Raw genomic sequence first — 20,308 nt, 5'->3', positions numbered from 1 at the left:
ACTAAGGTGAGGTTGTGACTCGGCGAACCAAGATTGTCTGCACCATGGGTCCGGCCACTTCCAGCGACGAAAAGCTCAAGGAACTCGTCGCCAGCGGTATGGATGTGGCCCGGATGAACTTCAGCCACGGCAAGCATGAGGACCATGCTGCCGTCTACGCGCGCGTCCGCAAGGCCTCCGATGCTGCGGAGAAGGCCGTCGGCATCCTCGCCGACCTGCAGGGCCCCAAGATCCGGCTGGGCCGATTCGACGGCTGCGACGGCGCCACCGTCTGGGAGACGGGGGAGGAGGTCCGGATCACCGTCGACGATGTCGAGGGCACCCACGACCGCGTCTCCACCACGTACAAGCACCTGTCCGAGGACGCGAGCCCCGGCGACCGACTCCTCGTTGACGACGGCAAGGTCGGGCTCACGGTCGCCTCGATCGACGGCAACGACGTGGTCTGCACCGTCACCGAGGGCGGTCCGGTCAGCAACAACAAGGGTCTGTCGCTGCCGGGTATGAGCGTCTCGGTGCCGGCGATGTCGGAGAAGGACGTCGCCGACCTCGAATTCGCACTCGGCCTGGGCGTCGACCTGGTGGCCCTGTCGTTCGTGCGCAGCCCGTCCGACATCGAACTCGTCCACGAGGTCATGGACCGCGTGGGTCGCCGGGTGCCGGTCATCGCGAAGCTGGAGAAGCCGGAGGCCATCGAAAACCTCGAGGCGATCGTCCTGGCGTTCGACGCGATCATGGTCGCCCGCGGCGATCTGGGTGTCGAGCTGCCGCTCGAGGAGGTGCCGCTGGTCCAGAAGCGGGCCATCCAGATGGCCCGCGAGAACGCCAAGCCGGTGATCGTCGCGACCCAGATGCTCGACTCGATGATCGAGAACTCGCGCCCCACCCGCGCCGAGGCCTCCGACGTCGCGAACGCGGTGCTCGACGGCGCGGACGCGGTCATGCTGTCCGGCGAGACGTCGGTGGGCAAGTACCCGCTCGAGACCGTCCGCACGATGGACCGCATCTGTCGGGCCGTCGAGACCGGCCCGCGCGACGTGCCGCCGCTCTCGCATGTGCCCCGCACCAAGCGCGGCGTCATCTCCTACGCCGCCCGCGACATCGGTGAGCGTCTCGAGGTGAAGGCTCTCGTCGCGTTCACCCAGTCCGGCGACACCGTCCGACGCCTCGCCCGCCTGCACTCGCGCCTGCCGTTGCTGGCCTTCACACCGACGCAGGAGGTGCGTAGTCAGCTGGCCCTGAGCTGGGGCACGGAGACCTTCATCGTCGACCACGTCGACACCACCGATCACATGATCGATCAGGTCGACCATCAGCTGCTGCGCATCGGCCGTCTGTCCGAGGGCGACGTGGTGGTCATCGTGGCCGGTGCCCCGCCCGGCACCGTCGGCTCGACCAACATGATCCACGTGCACCGCATCGGCGAGCAGGACCACTGACGCCGGGGCGTTGAAGGAGACCACTGAGGCGGTGGGCCCCGGTCTGTCACTAGGGTGAAGGCCATGACCGTGGAACAGACCGGGGATCTCGGCAAGCTGCTGGCACTGCTCGACGTCGAACGTCGCGACGAGGACGTGTTCATCGGGCACCACCCGGAGCAGGTCACCGCTCGCACCTTCGGCGGGCAGCTCCTCGGGCAGGGCGTGGTGGCCGCTTCACGCAGCCTCACCCGCGGCAACCCGCCGATCCACGCTCTGCACGCGCACTTCATCCGCGGCGGCGACGTCACCAAGCCGATGGAGTACCACGTCGACCGGTTCCGCGACGGCAAGTCGTTCGCCAACCGGCAGGTCACCGCCAAGCAGGACGGCGAAGAGATCTTCACGATGCTGGTGGCCTTCCAGGACAACACCGCCGGGCTCGAGCACGCCGTCGAGATCCCACAGGTGCCCTACCCGGAGGAGTTGCCCCCTCTCGGTGAGCATTTCAAGGGTTACGAGGACCGCATCGCGACCTTCGTCAATGCTCTTCACCCGGTCGACATCCGCTTCGCCAACGATCCGAGCTGGAAGGCGAAGGAGGCAGGGCGCAAGCTCACCGATAACCGGGTGTGGATGAAGGCCGACGGCGTGATGCCCGACGATCCCGTGATGCACGTCGCCGCAATGTGTTACGCCTCGGACACCACGGTGCTCGACTCCATCATCACGACCCATGGATTGTCGTGGGGCATCGACCGGTTGTTCGCGGCGACCGTCAACCACTCGATGTGGTTCCACCGCGAGTTCCGCTTCGACGACTGGCTGCTGTACGCGACGCGTTCGCCGGTGGCGACCGGTTCGCGCGGCATGGGATCGGGACGATTCTGGAAGCGCGACGGCACGCTCGCGACCTCGGTGGTCCAAGAGGCACTGATCAAGTATTTCCCGCCGAAGAAGTGAAGCACCGGAAATGACCACCGGCCAGGAGATGTGGCTCGACCCGGGCCCTCCGCTGCCGCGCCGCACCTGGCAGCGCAAGACCCGGGTGCCGGTCATCGTGGGTACGGCGATCGCGATGGTGCTCTTCGCGGCCGTCGCGATCGGCGCACTGCTGCTGGGTGTACTCCGCACCCCCACCTTCACCGCGAAGGGCGGCGTCGTCGCCGACTGCGCGACGGAGCTCGCCTCACAGCCCGGCGGCGGACAGATCGCCCGTGGGGCACCGGTGTTCATCTACGACGCCGCGGGCGGCGAGGTGGCGAAGACCTCGCTGACCGGGTTCCTTCGCAGTGACACGGGCTGCCGGCTGACGTTCGAGGCCGACGGGGTGGAATACACCGACGCCGGCTACATCGTCCGTGTGGGCGCGAACTTCTCGCAACCGGTGTCGACGGCTGCCCTCCAAGAGGGTGCGGTGCTCCGGCCGCTCGGCTGAACTCCGTCGATCTCGGCTCGACATGGGCGGCGGTTGTCCGGACAGGCGGTGAACCCCGGGTTACACTTCGCCGGATCAGTGTTGGGCCCGGACCCGTTGTGTCGATGTCGTTTTCGACGAGCCGTAGTCGGCCGGGCGCGATGTCGCCCGGTTTCCGGCTGCGACATCCGAGGCGTAGGGAGCGTGCGTGGAGTACAGCATCGACTGGGGCAACGAGGTCTGGGCCAGCCTGAAGTGGCTGGCCATCGCATTCGGGATCTCCGCGGTCGCGATGCTCGTCATCGGGTTCCTGCTCGCACGCTTCAGCCGATGGGGCCGGCCCCTGTGGCGCGTGATCGGTGGGTTCTTCACCGAACCGGGCACCCGGCTCAAGGCCTGGGGACTGGCCGCCCTGCTCACGGTGCTCGCCCTGCTCGGTGTGCGGATCACCGTGCTGTTCTCCTACTTCAGCAACGATCTGTTCACCGGTCTCCAGACCGCGGCCGAGGGACTGGGAGCCGGCGGCCCCCAGGGCGCCGAGATGCTGCAGCTGGGCAAGGACGCCTTCTGGCATTCGATGGCCGTCTTCGGGATCCTCGCGACGCTCCACGTCGTGCGCACGATGATCGAGATATACGTAGGCGCCGCGTTCGAGATCAACCTCCGCCGTTGGATGACCGGCGGTGCCGCCGCGGACTGGATGAACGGGCGGGCCTTCTACCGAAATCGTTTCGTCGACCTCAGCTCGGGTCTCATGCGCCGGAAGTGGTTCCGCCGAACGTCGGAGCCGTCGCAGAAACCGACCGACATCCATCCCGGTGTGGACAACCCCGACCAGCGCATCCAGGCCGACATCACCAACGTCGCCTCGGTCGGATCGTCGCTGCTCTGGGGTGGCGGTGGTTCGTCGACCAACGGCGTGCTGACCGCGGTCGCCTCGATCGTGTCGTTCTCGAAGATCCTGTGGGACCTGTCCGGGCCGGTGACGCTCCTCGGCGTCGAGATCCCGCGGATGATGATGTGGCTGGTCCTGGTGTACGTGCTCGTGACCAGCGTCGTGGCGTTCGCCATCGGGCGCCCGCTCATCCGACTCAACTTCTGGCAGGAACGCCTCACCGCGAACTTCCGCTACGCCCTCGTCCGAGTCCGCGACGGGGCCGAGAACATCGCGTTCTACCGGGGCGAACGCGTCGAGCACAACGGCCTGATGTCACGCTTCGCCGCGGTGATCAAGAACTACTGGCAGATCATCCACGTCCAGATGGCCTTCGTCGGCTGGAACTTCAGCGTCAGCCAGCTCGCGGTGGTGTTTCCGTACCTGGTTCAGATCCCACGGTTCTTCGACGGCCAGATCAAACTCGGCGACATGCAGCAGACGGCGTCGGCCTTCGGTGAGATGCACGACGCGTTGTCGTTCTTCCGGACCGCGTACGACGACTTCACCGGTCTGCGCGCCTCGATCATCCGTCTCGACGGACTCGCCGATGCCGACGTCAAGTCGCGCGCCATGGCCGAGATCACCACCGTCGATCGCGACCGGGCCGTTCGTCTCGCCGACATCAACGTCAAGACCCCGACCGGCGACGAGCTGATCCGCGCGCTCAACATCTCCCTCGATCCGGGCGACGCACTCGTCGTCAAGGGCCGGTCCGGTTCGGGCAAGACCACCCTGCTCCGGGGGCTCGCCGGCCTGTGGCCGTTCATCGACGGCGAGTTCTCCCGTCCGCCGGACGCGCACACCTTGTTCCTGTCCCAGATGCCCTACATTCCGCTCGGTGACCTCCGCACGGCAGTCGCCTACCCGGCGCTGCCCGACGACGTCGGCGACGAGGCCATCAAACAGGCTCTGGAGAAGGTCTTCCTGCCGCATCTGGTCGGACGCCTCTACGACGAGGAGGACTGGGCCAAGGTCCTGTCACCGGGCGAGCAGCAGCGCGTGGCCTTTGCCCGCATCCTGCTGACGAAGCCGCAGGCGGTGTTCATGGACGAGGCGACCTCGGCGGTCGACGAGGGCCTCGAGTACGCGCTGTACCAACTGGTCCGCACCGAACTCCCGGACACGATCCTGGTGTCGGTCAGCCACCGCAGCACCACCGATCAGCACCACACCGAAGTGCTCGAACTGACCGGTGGCGGGGCATGGACACTGTCGCCTATCGACTCGAGTCCTTCGCTTGACAAACGGTCTTGACCTGCAGGTTGTCGATCACGGACACGTTTTCCTGATCTGATCCTCGCCCCTGCAACCACTGGCTAGTGTGATGCGCACCACAACCATTGCACTGGCAGGTAGGGGCCCAGATGACCACAGCAGATCTGATCACCTTTCCCCATGAAACCGGGGTCGACGTGTCGACGCTCCCGGCTGCGTTCCAGCAGACCGTCACCGTCCGTCCGGACGCCGTCGCGATCCGGACCGTCGGGGGCGTCCAGAAGATCACCTGGTCGCAGTACGCCACCCGCGTGGAGGCGATCGCCGGCGGACTCGCCGCCCTCGGCGTGGGGCGCGGGGACACCGTCGGCATCATGCTCACCAATCGGCCGGAGTTCCACCTCGTCGACACCGCGGCGCTCCACCTCGGTGCGGTCCCGTTCTCGATCTACAACACCAGCGCCCCGGACCAGATCGAGTACCTGTTCGGCAACGCCGAGAACAAGATCGTGATCACCGAGCAGGTGTTCCTGCCGGTGATCACCGCCGCGAACACCGCCGTCGAACGCATCGTGGTCGTCGATGGCGCGGCCGACGGCACCATCTCACTCGACGAGGTCGAACACACCCGTCCGCCGGCCGGTTTCGACTTCGCCGCGTCGTGGCAAGCGGTGGAACCCGAGGACCTCGCGACACTGATCTACACGTCGGGCACAACCGGTCCGCCCAAGGGCGTCGAGATCACCCACCGCAACATCGTCGCGGAGATGGCCGCGCTGGCCGAGAAGCTCGAGGTCGGTTTCGACGATCGCGCCATCTCCTACCTCCCGGCCGCGCACATCGCCGATCGCGTGTCGTCGCACGCGGCGAACATGATGCGCGGCATCCAGATCACCACCGTGCCCGATCCCCGTGAGATCGCCGCGGCGCTGCCAGACGTGCACCCGACGTTCTTCTTCGGGGTACCGCGCGTGTGGCAGAAGATCCGCGCCGGCATCGAGGCCAAACTCGCCGAGGAGTCGAGTCCGGTCAAGAAGGCCCTCGCCGGTTGGGCTTTCGGGGTCGGCGCGGCCAACGCGCAGGCGCGCATCGACGGCAAGGGGACGGGCCTCCTCGGCGGCGTACAACACGGACTGGCCGACAAGCTGGTCTTGCACAAGGTGCGCGCCGCCCTGGGGCTCGACGAGGTGTCGTTCGCCGGTTCGGGCGCTGCCGCCATCCCGCCGGAAGTGCTGAAGTTCTTCCTGGGCCTGGGGATTCCCGTGCTCGAGGTGTGGGGGATGTCGGAGACCACCGGTGTCTCGACGATGACCACCCCGGACAATCTGCGGGTCGGCACCGTGGGGTCCCCGGTGCGTGGCATGGAGGTCAAGCTCGCCGCCGACGGGGAGCTGCTCGTCCGCGGTCCGGTGGTCATGCGCGGATATCGCAAACAACCGGAGAAGACGGCCGAGACGATTGACGCCGAGGGCTGGCTGTCCACCGGCGACATCGCGACCATCGACGACGACGGCAACGTCACGATCGTCGACCGCAAGAAGGAACTCATCATCAACGAGTCCGGAAAGAACATGTCGCCCACCAACATCGAGAACGCGATGAAGGCGGCGTCGTCGCTGATCAGCCAGGTCGTGGCCATCGGCGACGCGAAGCCGTATGTGTCGGCGCTGGTGGTCCTCGACCCGGAAGCGGTTGCGACGCGGGCGAAGAAGCTGGGCATGCCCGGCGCCGATCTCGCCGAACTGTCGGCGCATCCCGAGATCGTCGAGGAGGTCTCCGCCGCGATCCGGACCGGCAACGGGAAGTTGTCCCGGGTCGAGCAGGTGAAACGGTTCACCATCGTCCCGGCCGCGTGGGACCCGGGTGGCGACGAGCTGACCCCGACGATGAAGCTGCGCCGCAACCCGATCGCGACCAAGTACGCAGCCGAGATCGGCGCGCTGTACGAGTCCGCGCCGAGCGGGTCTGTCGTGGATCTGCGGTCATGACCGCCGGAGACGAGCCGGCCGATCGCGAACTCGGCCCCGTCGACTACGTCGTCGTCGAGTGGGCGGGGACCCAGCCGACGGGTGAGGCGTTGCCCTACCTGATGGACCTGATAGACCGCGGCATCGTGCGACTCATCGACATCGTCTTCCTGACCAAGGCGGACGACGGCACCATCGCCGAACTCGGGATCGGGGAGCTGGGCGCCGAATTCGCGATCTTCGACGGGGCGGCGACGTCGATCCTCGACGACACGGACATCGGCGAGGCCGCCGCTGCGCTGGAACCCGGCTCCAGTGCAGCGATTCTCGTGTGGGAGAACCTGTGGGCGGCTCCGTTCGCCACCGCCCTGCGCAACAACGGCGGACGAGTGGTCGCGTCGGGCCGAATTCCGGTCGACGCGCTGCTCGAGACGCTCGACGCAATCGAAGGATGAAGGGACAGATGTCATGCCAGGTCTGATCCGTGGGGTCGCCCGCACGGCCGTCATCTCCGGAACCGCCACGGCCGTGAGCAATCGGGTGTCTCGACGCCAGGCGAGTCGCTGGGCACAACAGGGGACCGTCACCCAGCAGGACCCGACCGCTCAGCGGTACCCCGACCCGCAATACGCGCCGACGCCGTACCCGGAATCGCCGCCTCCGCCACAGCCGCCGCAGCCGCCGGCGCAGTCGAGCGGCATGGACACGATCACGGCCCTGAAAGAACTCGGTGCGCTGTACCAGCAGGGCATTCTCACCGAAGCCGAGTTCGCCGCGCAGAAGGCCAAGATCCTCGGGATGTGATGGTGCCGACCGGGTGTCCGGTCAGGATGGCTCGACGGTGAGTTCGTTTGCGTCGTCGTTGTTCTCGAGGGCCGCCTGACGCGAGGTGTCCTTCAGGGCAACTCCCGACCGGCCGAGTTTGCGGGCGCCGTCGACCAGCGCTACGGTGACCCGTGCGGCGACCTCATAGTGCAGCCCGTCCGGCGGGTGGATGTTGGAGATGCAGTTGCGATCGGCGTCGGTGCGGCCGGGCCGGGGCAGATGGGTCAGGTAGATGCCGAGGCTGTCGGCGACCGAGAGTCCCGGTCGCTCACCGATGATCACGATGAGGGTCGTCACGCCGAGTGCCTCGCCGATGTGGTCGCCGAGCGCCACACGCGCCTGGGTGGCGATCACCGGCGGGGCGATGGTGTAGCGGCCCTCGAAGGCGTCGAGGAGGGCGGCCACCAAGCCGTGAGCATGGTCGACGACCGCGCGTGGCGACAGCCCGTCGGCGATGACGATGCCGATCTCCGCGCCGGTTCCGGAGAGGGCGGACAGATCCTCGGGCATGCGGCCCAGGTCCGGTCGACGCAGATACTCGCCTCGATCGGACGCCCGGCTCGTCACGACGGCCGGATCGCCGAGGTCGAGGTCGGCGAGTGACTCGGCGAAGGACTCCGCGTCGAGGGGGTCGTGGACGGCATCTCGCGCTGCTGCGTGCGCTGCCTGGAACTCCAGCACCCGACGCGACGGCAGTGAGTTCCCGGCGCGACCCAAACCGATGCGCGCCCGGGTGGTCCGCCGCATCGCGGCCCAGACGTCGTCACCGTCGTCGGAGGCCGGGGCCCGCTGGGACTCGTCGGGCGTGGTCATCGGCCGGCCGCCAGGGGCAGCAGCGGAGAGGAGGCCGGATCGACCGGCAGGATTCGGCCGTCGGCGTCGGTCATGCCGAGTCGGGCGAGCCACGCCTCGAACTCCGGTGCGGGACGCAACCCCAGTGCCTGTCGGACGTACAGCGCGTCGTGGAAGGCCAGGCTCTGGTAGCCGAGCATGACGTCGTCGGCGCCGGGTACTGCGATGACGAAGGCCGCGCCCGCGACGCCGAGGAGCGTGAGCAGGGTGTCCATGTCGTCCTGGTCGGCCTCGGCATGGTTGGTGTAGCAGACGTCGACGCCCATCGGGAGGCCGAGGAGCTTGCCGCAGAAGTGATCCTCCAGTCCCGCGCGGATGATCTGCTTGCCGTCGTAGAGGTATTCGGGGCCGATGAACCCGACGACGGTGTTGATCAGCAACGGGTCCAGGGCGCGTGCCACCGCGTACGCCCTCGTCTCGAGAGTCTGCTGGTCGACGGGTTTGCCGCCGGTGCCGAGGTGGGCGCCCGCCGACAACGCGGACCCCTGGCCGGTCTCCAGATACATGACGTTGTCGCCGACCGTGCCGCGCCGCAGCGATCGTCCGGCCTCGTTGGCCTCCTGCAGGATCGACAGGTTCACCCCGAATCCCGTGTTGGCTCCCTCGGTTCCGGCAATGGACTGGAACACGAGGTCCACCGGGACTCCCTGACCGATCAGGTCGACGGTGGTGGTGACGTGCGAGAGGACGCACGATTGCATCGGGATCTCGAACCGCTGACGGATCTCGTCGAGCATGTGCAGGAGGTCGGCGGTCGCCTGTGGGGAGTCCGAGGCCGGATTGATCCCGATCACCGCGTCGCCGCAACCCATCAGCAGGCCGTCGAGGGTGGCTGCGGCGATCCCGCGTGGATCGTCGGTCGGGTGGTTGGGCTGAAGTCGGGTGGCGATGCGGCCGGGGAGGCCGATCGTGGTCCGGAAAGCCGAGATGACCCGGATGGCCGAGGCAACCAGGATCAGGTCCTGGTTGCGCATGATCTTCGATGTCGCGGCGGCCATCTCGGGGGTTACGGCAGGGGAGACGCGGGCGATGCGTTCGGCCGCGTCGGAGCGGGTGGAGATCTCGAGTAGCCAGTCGCGGAACCCGCCGACCGTCAGGTGCGAGATCTCCGCGAAAGCCGCGCGGTCGTGGGTGTCGACGATGAGGCGGGTCACCTCGTCCGACTCGTACGGGACGAGGAGGTCGTCGAGAAACACCGACAGTGGAACATCGGCCAATTGCCATGCCGCAGCTGCACGTTCGGCATCCGAGGTGGCGGCGCAACCGGCCAGCTCGTCGCCGGAGCGCCGCGGCGTGGCCTTTGCCATCAGTTCGACGAGGCCGTCGAACTCGTAGGTCGTCCCGGAGATGGTCTGGGTGAATCTCATGGTCCCCGAAGTCTAGGTTCGCCCGGCCCCCTGCGCATGACGAATAGCGGCTCGTCGAGTGTCCTCCCGCGTGCGGGTTTCCTTCCCGCCGGGGCAACTCCCTCCCGCGGGTCAGGCCTGACACGCGGGAAGGAAACCGGCCCGCGGGAAGGGCATGGACCAGCGGGCCGGCACCGCCACGACAGTGACCCTTGACACACTTCGAGCAATGAATATACGTTCACTCAGGAAGTACTGCGATGGCGAAACCTGCCACGGCGAGGTCGTCGGCCGACCTGGCCGTCGAGGAGGCGGTGCGCGCGGTGCGTGTCTCCACGCGCCGCCGTCAGTTGCTCGACGCCGCGGTGAAGGTCATGGAGCGCACCGGCTTCCATCAGATGTCGATGCAGGCGCTCGCCGAGGAGGCGCAGGTCAGCGTCGGCCTGTTCTACAAGTACTTCGGCGGTAAGGAAGAAATCCTGCTCGCCGCGATCGTCGACATCCTCGAGGCCTTCCGGGATCAGCTCCAACCCGCCATGGACCGTGCCGGCGACGACCCCGTCGAACAGTTGATCGCGGGATTCCGCCAGTACGCGACCATCGTCGACGAGAACCGCGACGCCGTCGTGCTCACCTATCGGGAGAGCCGCACGCTCGACGCCGCGGGACGTGAGCGGATCAAGGAACTCGAGGTCGAGACCTCCGCACCGATGCGGGCCGCGGTCACCGCCGGCATCGAGGCGGGGCTCATCCTCGATGTCGACGCCGACCTCGTGGTATTCGACCTGATGATGCTGGCGCACGGATGGGCACTCAAACACTGGCACTTCGCGCCGGGATACGACCTCGACCGGTACGTCTCGGCCCAGCTCCGCTTCGCGTTGCAGTCCCTCGTCGTCGAGGACGCCCTACCGACGTACCTCGCCCACCTCTGAGATCGCTTCCGCCCGAGCCGGTGTGGCGAGCGCTCGCGCGTAGCAGCCCATCGCCCGTCCCGCCGCGAGGATCGCGTCGGTGGAGCGCTGGGTGCGGGCGACGATGAACGCTCCCTCGAGCGCCGACACCGCCGCGGTCATCAGTGAGCGGGCGTCCGCCTCGGGGAGTCCGCGCGCCGTGAACAGGGCCGCGCCGGTGTCGATCCACGACGACATGACCTCGGCGGCGATCTCTCGGAGGTCCGGTTCGGCGTCGGCGATCTCGCCGGCGACGGTCCCGACGGGACACATGTTCAGCCACCCGCTCTGTTCGATGGTCTCCGCGGCGGCGACGAACGCCGCCTCGATCCCGTCGGCGGGGTCGTCGTAGGGAGCCAGGAGCATACCGACCAGCTCGCCGTAGGCCGTGCCGGACTGCCGAAGTGCGGCGGCCGCGATGTCCCGCTTACCGCCTTTGAAGTGGTGGTAGATCGATCCGATCGGGGCATCGGACGTCTCGACGACCTGCTTGATCCCGGTCGCGGCGTACCCCTGCCGGCGCAGGAGCTCGGTCATCGCCACCACGATGCGCTCATCGGTCTTCACCCTGGCCATTCTAGAACAATGATTCTAGAATGTTCATTCTAGAGGCCGGGTCGGCCTCGTCCGTCCGAGGAGAGGAGCGTGCACCATGTCCGAGCTCAACCAGACGACGAGCGCCGCGTCGGGTGTTCTCAAGCGGGTCGAAACACCGGCCGGCACGGTCGAGTACGCGGAGGACGGGGAGGGGCCGCCGGTCGTGTTCCTGCACGGCCTACTCATGGACCACGGCGTGTGGGACGACGTGATCCCGTTGCTGCCGAGTGGGTTTCGCTACATCCGCCCGATCCTTCCTCTCGGGTCGCACCGTATCCCCCTCAGCGATGACGCGGACCTGTCGATGGACGGGATGGTCGGGCTGGTCGCGGACGTCCTCGACGCCCTCGACCTGCGCGACGTGACCCTCGTTCATTCCGATTGGGGCGGTTCGCTGTTTCTCACCGCGCTCGGGCGGGACGAGCGTGTCGCGAGGATGGTGGTCCTCCCGTGCGAGGCCTTCGAGAACTTCCCGCCCGGATTGCCCGGCAAGATGGCCACCCTGGCGGTGCGCCTGCCCGGTGGCATCACCCTGGCGGCACGCCAGCTGCGGGTCGGGTGGCTCCGGCGATTGCCGATCCTGTGGGGATGGATGGTCAGCAAGCCCGTCGACGACGAACGAATTCGCCGATGGACGGACCCGGTCCTGCGTGACCCGCGTATCCGGCGCGACGTCACCAAGTACGCGACGACGTCCTTCGATCCCGCCGAGCTCGTTCGGAAAACCGAGGCATTGCAGGGGTTCGGCGGCGACGTGCTCGTGCTGTGGTCGCCCGACAACCGGGTGATGCCACCTGCGCACGGACCGCGTCTCGCCGAACTCGCGCTGCGAGGCTGCTATGCCGAGATCTCAGGCGCGGCGGTGCTGTCCATGCTCGACGAACCGCAGGCCGTCGCGCGCGAGATCGGCGCGTTCCTCACCGCCGCCCACCGCGGCTAGTACGTCTCCGGCCTCGGCGTCAGGCGCCTTCGATCTTGAAACCGACTTTCAGGGTGACCTGAAAGTGCGCGATCTGGCCGTCCTCGATGTGACCTCGGGTCTCGGTCACCTCGAACCAGTCCAGATGGTTGACCGTCTGCGATGCACGGGCGATGGCGTTCCGGATCGCGTCATCGGTGCCGGTCGCGGCCGAACCGACCACTTCGATGACCCGATAGACATTGTCGGACAAGGATTCTCCCTCCGTTGGGGCCGGCCCGGGCACCTCATGGACAACCGGACCGCCTCTTGGGTGATCTCGTTTCTGTCTACCCCTAAGATGCGGGGAATGAACACCGAATCGGCAAACCGTGATCCCGGCGCGCGGTGCCCGTGTCTGTCCGGCTTCCCCTTCGGCGAATGCTGTGGACCGGTGCTCGCCGGTGAGCGCGCCGCGCCGACCGCCGAGGCGCTGATGCGCTCGCGCTTCACCGCTTTCGCCCTCGGTGATCGCAACCATCTGTTGGTCAGTTGGCATCCCGACACCCGCCCGGACGACCTCGAACTCGACGACGCGATGCGCTGGTACCGCCTGGACGTCGAGTCGACGGACGGCGGATCGCCGTTCGACACCGAGGGGGAGGTCACCTTCACCGCGTACTACAAGTCCGGCTCCGAGCGAGGGTCACTCCACGAACGCAGCCGTTTCACCCGGTACGACGGGCGGTGGGTCTATCTCGACGGAGTGCTCGGCTGAGTCAGCCGTCCACGTAATCCCAGAACTGGAGCCAGGTGACGTTGGCGAAGATCGCCAGGCACACGATGTAGAGCAGCAGAATCGTCACGGCCCCGGCCAGGTTGCTGCGCAGGCCGTTGCCGTCCACCGGATCCAGCCAGCGGTGGAACGGTTTCGCCGCCCACGGCATGAGCCACCACTGCATCAGCCCGATGCTCACGACCTGACTCAGCCACAGCGCCAGCCATGGTTGCGCCCCGATCCGGTCGAGGACCGGGCCGAGGAACCGGGACAGGATCATCACCGTGGGGTACAGCACCAGCAGGACCATCATCGCCGACTTCCAGTTCGGCGTCTGACGGAAGCGGCCGTTGTCGGTGCGCACGGTGGTTCCGAACGCCGTGGTGGCCGACACCGCCTCGAAGTCGTGCGTGAGGCTCGATCGCAAGATGTCGAGCGCATCGCCGCGTTCCCGGGATGACACCCAGGCCGACAGCTGCCGGTCGGTGCGGAAGCGCAGCACCGACAGCGCGGACCCCGCGGCGTCGTCGATGAACAGGGAGGTTCCTTCGTATCCGCTGAACTCCGATGCGGCGCCGGTCAGTTCACGCTGCGCGCGGAGGAACTCGTCGGCCTTGCCCGGGAGGATCTCGTGACGGAAGGCGCCGACTCCGGGCGGGGGAGCCTCGCCGTCGACGAGTTCGAGCGTCGGCGCCGACGGCAGCCAGCCCAGATCGCGTCCCCGGCGCAATATCTCCGCCCGCCGGGTGCTGTCGATCCAGCGGTCGCAGGCCTCGGGGTCGACGAACGTCGCCGCCACCGCCGGTTCGAAAATGCCGTCGGTCACCGTCGAGATGTCAGTACCGAGGCAACCCTCGGTGTCGGCCGCCGACTCGGCGAGTGATGCCGCCCAGTCGGCGAACCCCGCCTGTGAGGCGGGATGGAAGACCGACAGGGTGACGACCATAGCTCTGCTACAGGACCACTTGTCGGCCCTGGACGTAGACCTCGGCGATCGAGGATTCGCGAATTCCCATGAGCAGCCCGAAGAGGGTCTGATCGCGGGCGAGTGCCGGGTCGTCGGAGCGGACAGCGTTGTCCAGCATGGCTTTCAGTCCGTCGGCCGGCTCGATGACGAGGAAGTCTGCTTCCTTTCCCTCGTCGAAGTTCCCGAAGCGGTTCTCCATGTCGAGTGCGCGGGCCCCGCCGAGGGTCCCGATGAACAGCATCTCCGCCGGGTGCATAGACACCCCGGCCTTGCCGGGTTCGGTGATGTGCTGCTTGAACGCGTCACCGAGGACACGTGGGATCAACCACTCGTCGCCACCACCGAAATCGGTTCCCGCGGAGATGTTGACCCCGGAGGCGACCGTGCGCTTCCACGGCATCGTCCCGGACCCGAGGAACAACTGCGACACCGGACAGTGGGAGATCGAGGTCCCGGTCTCGGCCATACGTGCCAGTTCGGAATCCTGGCAGTGCACGCTGTGGGCGAGGATGGTGCGCGGCCCGAGCAGGCTCTTGCCGCCGACCTGCGACCCGGGAAGGAACTTGCCGTCGTAGGTGTCGAGATACGTGTCGACTCGATAGACGTCCTTGGTCGTGTCGATCTCGCCGGTACCCGGTCGGTTGTTCTCGTTGAGGTGAGTGTGCACGTAGACACCGCGGTCGCGGTATTCGTCGTAGAGTTCGCCGAGGTTCCGCAGGGTTTCGGTCGTCACCGACAACGAGAACCTCGGCACGATCGCGACGTGCAGGAGCGCCGTTCGGTGGTCGCCGGTGTCGGCGGCGTGCCACTTCTCGATCTCGTTCCTCGTCAGGCGGATCGCGTCCTCCTCCGACGTGAGGAGTGGCTTCGCGGTGTCGCCGCCTACGGTCTGGATTCCGCGCCCGGAGACAAGGCGCAGCCCCGCCTTGCGGGTCTCTTCGAACAGCGCGTCCTGCGCGTGGGGAAACGCCGACCCGAACGCCATCATCGCGGTCGTCCCGGCCGCGACCCGTCGCTTGGTGAACTCGACTGCCGCGGCTCGCGCGAACTCGGGATCGACGAACTTCGATTCGGACGGGAAGATGCAGAGGTTCAGCCACTCCAGAAGCTGTCCGCCACCGTAGGAGTCACCCGCATAGGTCTGCGGGAAGTGGATGTGCGTGTCGACGAACCCGGGGATCAGATAACCGCCGGGGTGCTCGTGCCGCTGGGCGGACGCGAACTCTGCTGGTAGGCGGGACCTCTCACCGCAGTACTTGATCATGCCGTCGGCCGCGACCACCAGCGCCCCGTCGGGGATCTCGACGAGCGCGTCCGACGCTTCGGTGATCAACGGGCTGCCGGCCAGATGGAAGATGTGACCGTGGTGAACATGATCGGTCATCTACAGGCTCCTCCGCTCGCAGGCGGACATCACGTAAACGGGCATCACCGAGCAAGAGTCGCACGCCCGAGGTGCTTACGCAGATCGGCATGACGGTGGCGCAGCGGACAGCGTCATCGTTTCAGGCTCGCAGCCAGTATGAACACGTCGACCCGAGCGGGAAGGGCGAGATCGCGAACCGCTACCGATTCGTGTCCCTCGGGCCTCGCAGCCGATACGCCGTGGCGTGACCCGAAAGTCGTTCAGAAAGCTCGGTGTTTCAGGTGGCGGCGTGGCGGACGATCCAGTCGACGAGCGTATTGGTCTCGCGCCAGTCCTTGCGGACACGGTCGACGAGCGCCGACGTGTGGATGACCTCGTCGAAGCCGTAGTCGCGGCCGGCGAAGAGCGACTTGTGGCGCAGCAGTTCGATGCGCGGATGATCGATGTCGTAGCCGCGGGGAGCGGTCTTCAGACGGTCGCCGCCGATCTCCCATCCGGCTTTGGCGAGTTTGCCGACGATCCGCTCGAGCTCGGCGCCGTGGCGGTCGTGGTCGATGGCCTTCCGCACTTCGGCGAGGCGCGCCGGCGCAGCCTCGTAGAAACCCGCGCCGACCCGGACACCGGGTGCGCCGATCTGGATGTAGTACCCGGTGGCCGGTGCCACCGCGACGAATGCACCCTGGTGCGTCTTGTACGGAGACTTGTCCTTGGAGAAGCGCACATCGCGGTACGGGCGGAACAGCTTGGCGGTGCCGAACTCGTCGGCGAGTTCTTCGGCAAGGGCCGTCATCGGTTCCGCGACCGCGGTGCGATAGATCTCTTTGTGCTGCTCCCAGAAGAACTTCGAGTTGTCGATCTCGAGATCGTCGTAGAAGTCGAGAGCGGCTTCGGGGAATCCGTCGAAGCTCATGGCATTCCTGTCGTCGCTGTGCCGGCTCCGTTCCGGCGGCGGTGGGGTCGTTCGTCGATGTGCTCGGAGTATCCCCGCGTGGTGAACTCCTCGCCGTCGACCCGCACCCGTGCCTCGTAACCGGAGATGTAACCCCGTCCGATCGCGAATCGCGGTGGACAGTCGTAGGTTCCGACGACCGAGACGCCGTTGCAACCGAACTCGAAGACGCGGGGGAGGAGTCGCTCGTTCCCGTGTGAGTCGACGGTGGGGGTCTCGTCCGTCTCAAGGATGCGGTGGTAACCCTCATGGACCTTGCGATCGACTGTGCCGTCGAGTGATCGACGGATGACGTTGGTCTCGACGATACTTCCGGAGACCCCCAGCTGGGTGAACAGGATCTGGCGTTCACCGGGTAGGTCGACGACGTGATAACTGAACCACTCCAGCGGGATCTGGCGGATCGTGGCCCGGCGGAGTACGACGTAGGGACTGATGGATCGCGCGTACTCGAGGTTTCCCACTCCCGAGATCTCGGTCGTCGCACCGCGGTGCGTCACCTGACCCCGGTAGCGTCCCATGTGGCCGATGTGCTGCCAGACAGGCGATTTGACGAACCAGGTGGGGTTGGGCCGACACGTCATCGTCAGCTCTGCGTCGAGGTCGCCCGCATGGATACGGATGTCGAACTCCGGATGCGTCCCGGTGATCGACGCCAGGGTGCCGAACTCCGCGCGGTCCGGGGCGAACCGCCCGTCGCGTCGGATGGAGAGCACCTCACGCGCGTAGGCGCTGTCGGCGCCGCTCGACGCGGAGGCGACGATGATGTCCTGCGGGTCGTCGGGGGTGGCCTCCTGCGGGAAGTCGAAGGCGCGGAGGCCCGTCATGCCGGCCATCACCATCAGGCTCAGGTATCGGTCTGGGCCGGGCAAGGACGGCAACATGAGGCCGTAGTGGCTCCACCCGAAGCGGCCCGGCAGCTCGGTGTGCGGTAGGAGATCGAGCGATCCGTCGAACGGTGTCTGTGACGCGCGGTGCGCGGCGTCGGTGAAGTGCCGGGCCACCGCCAGCGCGGGCCGCACAGCGGCCGGAGGGCGCGAGCGGTACACATGCCGACTGTCGGTGTTCATCACCGGCCGTCCTGTCCCGGGTCGAGGCGTCCGAACCCGACGACGCCGCCGTCGGACCGCCAGTCCAGTTCGTGTACCCGGATCTTGCGCATCTCGTTGCCCCCGACCGTCGTGGCCTCGTCGCCGTCGACCCCGACCACGATGTTGGTGTGCTGGCCCAGGGCCGACGACCGGTCGTAGAGGACAACGTCGCCCACGCGGGGCGTGTAGTCACCGACCGGTTCGAAACGGCGGTTGTCCTCGAAATACTCCTGCAGGGTGAACACTCCCGGAATCCGCCAGTGCCCCGAGTGGGGGTTGGCGAACGGTGTCCCGGCCTCGCGCATGATCCAGCTGACGAAGTTCGCGCACCACGGTTCGTCGACGCCTTCGGAGTAGAACGGCCCCGGACGCTGCGCGGCGTGCTCGGCGCGGAGCAACTCGACGATCCGGTTCTGCGTCGGCGTCAGTTGGGTGGCGTCGACCTGGGGAAACTCCGCGGTGTCCCACGGCAGCCACCGCTCGGGGACGGTGCGCCAGGCGATCACACCGGCACCCAGCATCAGGACCACGACGACCGCGGCGGCGACGACGTATGACCGGCCGCGTCGACGGGGCGGGCGTTCGTCGAGGTCCCTCCGTTCTCCGAGGTTCCCCTGTTTCTCAAGGTCCCTCTGTTCCCCGAGGTCACTGGCCGAGTCGGATCTCACCTCGACGAGTGTAAGGAATGCCACGCGGTGCGGTGCCGCGCTGCGCCGGGGGTGTTGGCAGAATGACGGGCTGGCGGGGGCTGCGAATCACGACCGTGAGAAGAACGGGGCGGAACACGACATGACGGACGAACCGGGGCACGACCCGATACTGCGTGCGGGGGACACCTGTAGGGAGATCGCCACCGCCGACCGCGTCGCCTGCATCGTCGATGCGGCGGACTACTTTCTGCACGCCAAGTCGGCGCTCCTGCAGGCGCGACGCCGCGTCATCCTGATCGGCTGGGATGTCGACACGAGGATCAGTCTGGACCCGCGGTCGCCGGAGGGAGACGTTCCCGACCGACTCGGTGAGTTCCTCAAATGGCTCGGCGCGAACCGGCCGGGCCTCGAGATCTATGTGCTGCGCTGGAGCACGGGTGCCTTCACCGGGATGCTGCGCGGTGTCGCGCCGCCGTTCGTCCAGGATCTGTTGACGGGGCGTCGACTGCATTTTCGGATCGATGCCGCACATCCGGTGTCGGCCGCGCATCACCAGAAGATCGCCGTCATCGACGATCAGTTCGCGTTCTGCGGCGGCATCGACATGACCGTCGACCGCTGGGATACTTCGGAGCACCTCTCGCACAACGACTTCCGTCGTGATCCCGACGGTGAATCACATGGTCCCTGGCATGACGTGACGGTCGCGCTCGACGGGGATGCGGCACGTGTCGTCGCGGGTGTCGCCGTCGACCGGTGGGAAGCGGCGACCGGTGAACGTCTGGCGCCCCTCGTCGACACCGACGGTCCCGACATCTGGCCCGAGGACCTCGGGGTCACGTTCACCGAGTGCGAGGTCGGGGTCGCCCGAACCATCCCGCACTACAACGATCGCGAGGAAGTCGGCGAGATCCGGCGGCTCTACAAGGCGGCCTTCGCGGCTGCCCGGCGCACGATCTACATCGAGAGCCAGTACCTGGCCGCCCGCGAGATCGCGGATGCACTGGCCGAACGGCTCGCCGAACCCGACGGTCCGGAGATCGTCGTCGTTCTCCCGCGGCATGCCGACAGCCCGGTCGAACGGCTGGCCATGGACGGCGCACGCCACAAACTGCTCCGGATGCTGTGGCGTGCCGACGTCCACGACCGGTTCCGCGCCTACTATCCGGTGACCTCGGAAGGCGACGAGATCTACGTGCACGCCAAGGTGCTCGTCATCGACGACATCCTGCTGCGCATCGGTTCGTCCAATCTCAACAACCGATCGCTGGGTTTCGACAGTGAATGCGACGTGGCGATCGAGGCCCGCCGCGACGACCCCGACGATGTGCGCATCCGCGACAACATCACGTCGATGCGGACCCGGCTGCTGTCGGAACACCTCGGCGTCGATGCCGAGGTCTTCGACGACGCTGTGCGAGAGACGGATTCGCTGGTCGGCGCGATCGAGGCGCTGGCCACCCCGGGCCGCACACTCGAACTTTTCGACCGTGAGGTCATCGATGACGAGGCCTCGATCATCGCCGAGAACGAGCTCGTCGACCCGGAGGACGCGAGCACCCCGCTGGTCGAACGGGTCTACCGCAGTGTGCTCCGGCGGGGATCCGGAAAACGTCTGGCGCGCTTGACTTCCACGCGCTGAAATCCGCCCCTGAGACGAGCCACCACCGCTCCCTGAGGTGTGAGGAGCGCCAGCGACCGGTCACCACCGCTCCCTGAGGTGTGAGGAGCGCCAGCGACCGGTCACCACCGCTCCCTGAGGTGTGAGGAGCGCCAGCGACGAGCCACGAAGGGCTGGTGACGCGTTGCAGGCCCAGCTCAGTCCCGGATTCGCGCAGCTTCGATGGCCGGGGCGATGATCTCGGCGAGGTCGGCCGCGACGTCGCGATCGCCCTCCGGAGGCATCGCGACGAAGCTCAGCGCCATGCGGGTGATCGCGTGCGAGATGCGCTCGATGTCGGATTCCGGCATCGACAACCAGGTCGCCTCGCGGAACGCCTGCGACAAGCGGTCGCTCGCGGTGGCGATGATCGGCGCCACGTCGGTCGTGATGAGCTTCAACAGATCCGGTTTGGCCYCGCC

20 protein-coding genes and 1 pseudogene are annotated in these 20,308 nt (G+C 67.2%); 11 read left to right on the top strand and 10 right to left on the bottom strand.

Translation table 11 applies throughout. The features are described from left to right. Nucleotides 1–14: 14 nt before the first annotated feature. The 7 genes from pyk to LQD00_RS15780 all read left to right on the top strand — a co-directional run bounded on the left by pyk (nt 15) and on the right by LQD00_RS15780 (nt 7,758). Nucleotides 15–1,439 carry a pyruvate kinase gene (gene pyk, locus LQD00_RS15810; protein WP_232718122.1) on the top strand — a complete coding sequence of 475 codons (1,425 nt, stop codon included), beginning with the start codon at nt 15–17 and terminating at the stop codon, nt 1,437–1,439. Nucleotides 1,440–1,502: 63 nt separating this feature from the next. Then, nucleotides 1,503–2,381 (top strand): acyl-CoA thioesterase, encoded by an 879-nt coding sequence (locus LQD00_RS15805; protein ID WP_232718121.1) that lies wholly within the window; start codon nt 1,503–1,505, stop codon nt 2,379–2,381. A gap of 10 nt (nt 2,382–2,391) precedes the next feature. Beyond that, nucleotides 2,392–2,856: a hypothetical protein gene (locus LQD00_RS15800; RefSeq protein ID WP_232718120.1), complete on the top strand. Its 465-nt coding sequence runs from the start codon at nt 2,392–2,394 to the stop codon at nt 2,854–2,856. Between the two features lie 187 nt (nt 2,857–3,043). Beyond that, nucleotides 3,044–5,026, top strand: coding sequence for an ABC transporter ATP-binding protein/permease (locus LQD00_RS15795; RefSeq protein ID WP_232718119.1), 1,983 nt, complete (start codon nt 3,044–3,046; stop codon nt 5,024–5,026). A gap of 110 nt (nt 5,027–5,136) precedes the next feature. Continuing rightward, nucleotides 5,137–6,975, top strand: coding sequence for an AMP-dependent synthetase/ligase (locus LQD00_RS15790; protein WP_232718118.1), 1,839 nt, complete (start codon nt 5,137–5,139; stop codon nt 6,973–6,975). Further along, nucleotides 6,972–7,409, top strand: coding sequence for a DUF6325 family protein (locus LQD00_RS15785; protein WP_232718117.1), 438 nt, complete (start codon nt 6,972–6,974; stop codon nt 7,407–7,409). The genes LQD00_RS15790 and LQD00_RS15785 overlap by 4 nt, the downstream gene beginning before the upstream one ends. Before the next feature lie 13 nt (nt 7,410–7,422). After that, nucleotides 7,423–7,758 (top strand): SHOCT domain-containing protein, encoded by a 336-nt coding sequence (locus LQD00_RS15780; protein ID WP_005196155.1) that lies wholly within the window; start codon nt 7,423–7,425, stop codon nt 7,756–7,758. Between the two features lie 21 nt (nt 7,759–7,779). Here LQD00_RS15780 and eutC read toward each other — a convergent pair whose 3' ends face one another. Together eutC and LQD00_RS15770 are read right to left on the bottom strand one after the other, a co-directional pair. Next, nucleotides 7,780–8,592, bottom strand: a complete 813-nt coding sequence (gene eutC, locus LQD00_RS15775) for an ethanolamine ammonia-lyase subunit EutC (protein WP_232718116.1) — start codon at nt 8,590–8,592, stop codon at nt 7,780–7,782. Further along, complete coding sequence (locus tag LQD00_RS15770; RefSeq protein ID WP_232718115.1) at nt 8,589–9,998, bottom strand: ethanolamine ammonia-lyase subunit EutB; 1,410 nt, start codon at nt 9,996–9,998, stop codon at nt 8,589–8,591. Before LQD00_RS15770 ends, eutC begins: the two co-directional genes overlap by 4 nt. A gap of 239 nt (nt 9,999–10,237) precedes the next feature. Here LQD00_RS15770 and LQD00_RS15765 point away from each other — a divergent pair, with 239 nt between their 5' ends. After that, nucleotides 10,238–10,912 carry a TetR/AcrR family transcriptional regulator gene (locus tag LQD00_RS15765; RefSeq protein ID WP_232718114.1) on the top strand — a complete coding sequence of 225 codons (675 nt, stop codon included), beginning with the start codon at nt 10,238–10,240 and terminating at the stop codon, nt 10,910–10,912. Here LQD00_RS15765 and LQD00_RS15760 read toward each other — a convergent pair. Then, a complete protein-coding gene (locus LQD00_RS15760) occupies nt 10,886–11,506 on the bottom strand; it encodes a TetR/AcrR family transcriptional regulator (RefSeq protein WP_232718113.1) in 621 nt (206 codons plus the stop codon). The two genes, LQD00_RS15765 and LQD00_RS15760, sit on opposite strands and share 27 nt — an antisense overlap. A 76-nt stretch (nt 11,507–11,582) precedes the next feature. On the opposite strand from LQD00_RS15760, the gene LQD00_RS15755 reads away from it, so the two are divergent. After that, nucleotides 11,583–12,467: an alpha/beta fold hydrolase gene (locus tag LQD00_RS15755; RefSeq protein ID WP_232718112.1), complete on the top strand. Its 885-nt coding sequence runs from the start codon at nt 11,583–11,585 to the stop codon at nt 12,465–12,467. Between the two features lie 19 nt (nt 12,468–12,486). Here LQD00_RS15755 and LQD00_RS15750 read toward each other — a convergent pair whose 3' ends face one another. Further along, a complete protein-coding gene (locus LQD00_RS15750) occupies nt 12,487–12,699 on the bottom strand; it encodes a dodecin (protein ID WP_006360595.1) in 213 nt (70 codons plus the stop codon). A gap of 96 nt (nt 12,700–12,795) precedes the next feature. On the opposite strand from LQD00_RS15750, the gene LQD00_RS15745 reads away from it, so the two are divergent. After that, nucleotides 12,796–13,203, top strand: a complete 408-nt coding sequence (locus tag LQD00_RS15745; protein WP_127963271.1) for a YchJ family protein — start codon at nt 12,796–12,798, stop codon at nt 13,201–13,203. A gap of 1 nt (nt 13,204) precedes the next feature. On the opposite strand, the gene LQD00_RS15740 is transcribed toward LQD00_RS15745, so the two are convergent. The 5 genes from LQD00_RS15740 to LQD00_RS15720 all read right to left on the bottom strand — a co-directional run bounded on the left by LQD00_RS15740 (nt 13,205) and on the right by LQD00_RS15720 (nt 18,097). After that, nucleotides 13,205–14,149, bottom strand: a complete 945-nt coding sequence (locus LQD00_RS15740; protein ID WP_232718111.1) for an antibiotic biosynthesis monooxygenase — start codon at nt 14,147–14,149, stop codon at nt 13,205–13,207. 7 nt (nt 14,150–14,156) lie between these two features. Beyond that, on the bottom strand, nt 14,157–15,554 hold the full coding sequence (locus LQD00_RS15735) for an amidohydrolase family protein (protein ID WP_232718110.1): 1,398 nt from the start codon (nt 15,552–15,554) through the stop codon (nt 14,157–14,159). Between the two features lie 259 nt (nt 15,555–15,813). Next, complete coding sequence (locus LQD00_RS15730; RefSeq protein ID WP_232718109.1) at nt 15,814–16,446, bottom strand: DUF2461 domain-containing protein; 633 nt, start codon at nt 16,444–16,446, stop codon at nt 15,814–15,816. Continuing rightward, entirely contained in the window at nt 16,443–17,555 is a 1,113-nt protein-coding gene (locus tag LQD00_RS15725; protein WP_232718108.1) for a DUF6670 family protein, read from the bottom strand. Before LQD00_RS15725 ends, LQD00_RS15730 begins: the two co-directional genes overlap by 4 nt. Beyond that, nucleotides 17,555–18,097 (bottom strand): CHAP domain-containing protein, encoded by a 543-nt coding sequence (locus LQD00_RS15720; RefSeq protein WP_232718148.1) that lies wholly within the window; start codon nt 18,095–18,097, stop codon nt 17,555–17,557. The genes LQD00_RS15725 and LQD00_RS15720 overlap by 1 nt, the downstream gene beginning before the upstream one ends. A 268-nt stretch (nt 18,098–18,365) precedes the next feature. Between LQD00_RS15720 and LQD00_RS15715 the strand changes: the two genes are divergently transcribed. Then, on the top strand, nt 18,366–19,868 hold the full coding sequence (locus tag LQD00_RS15715; RefSeq protein ID WP_232718107.1) for a phospholipase D-like domain-containing protein: 1,503 nt from the start codon (nt 18,366–18,368) through the stop codon (nt 19,866–19,868). Between the two features lie 176 nt (nt 19,869–20,044). Here the strand turns inward: LQD00_RS15715 and LQD00_RS15710 are convergent. Further along, a pseudogene (locus LQD00_RS15710) lies at nt 20,045–20,308 on the bottom strand (TetR/AcrR family transcriptional regulator); the annotation flags it as partial.

This window comes from Gordonia metallireducens (assembly GCF_021245825.1).
In the GTDB taxonomy this organism is placed as follows: domain Bacteria; phylum Actinomycetota; class Actinomycetes; order Mycobacteriales; family Mycobacteriaceae; genus Gordonia; species Gordonia namibiensis.
The sequence above is the reverse complement of the archived record's forward strand: the minus strand, read 5'-3'. Positions and strand labels throughout refer to the sequence as shown.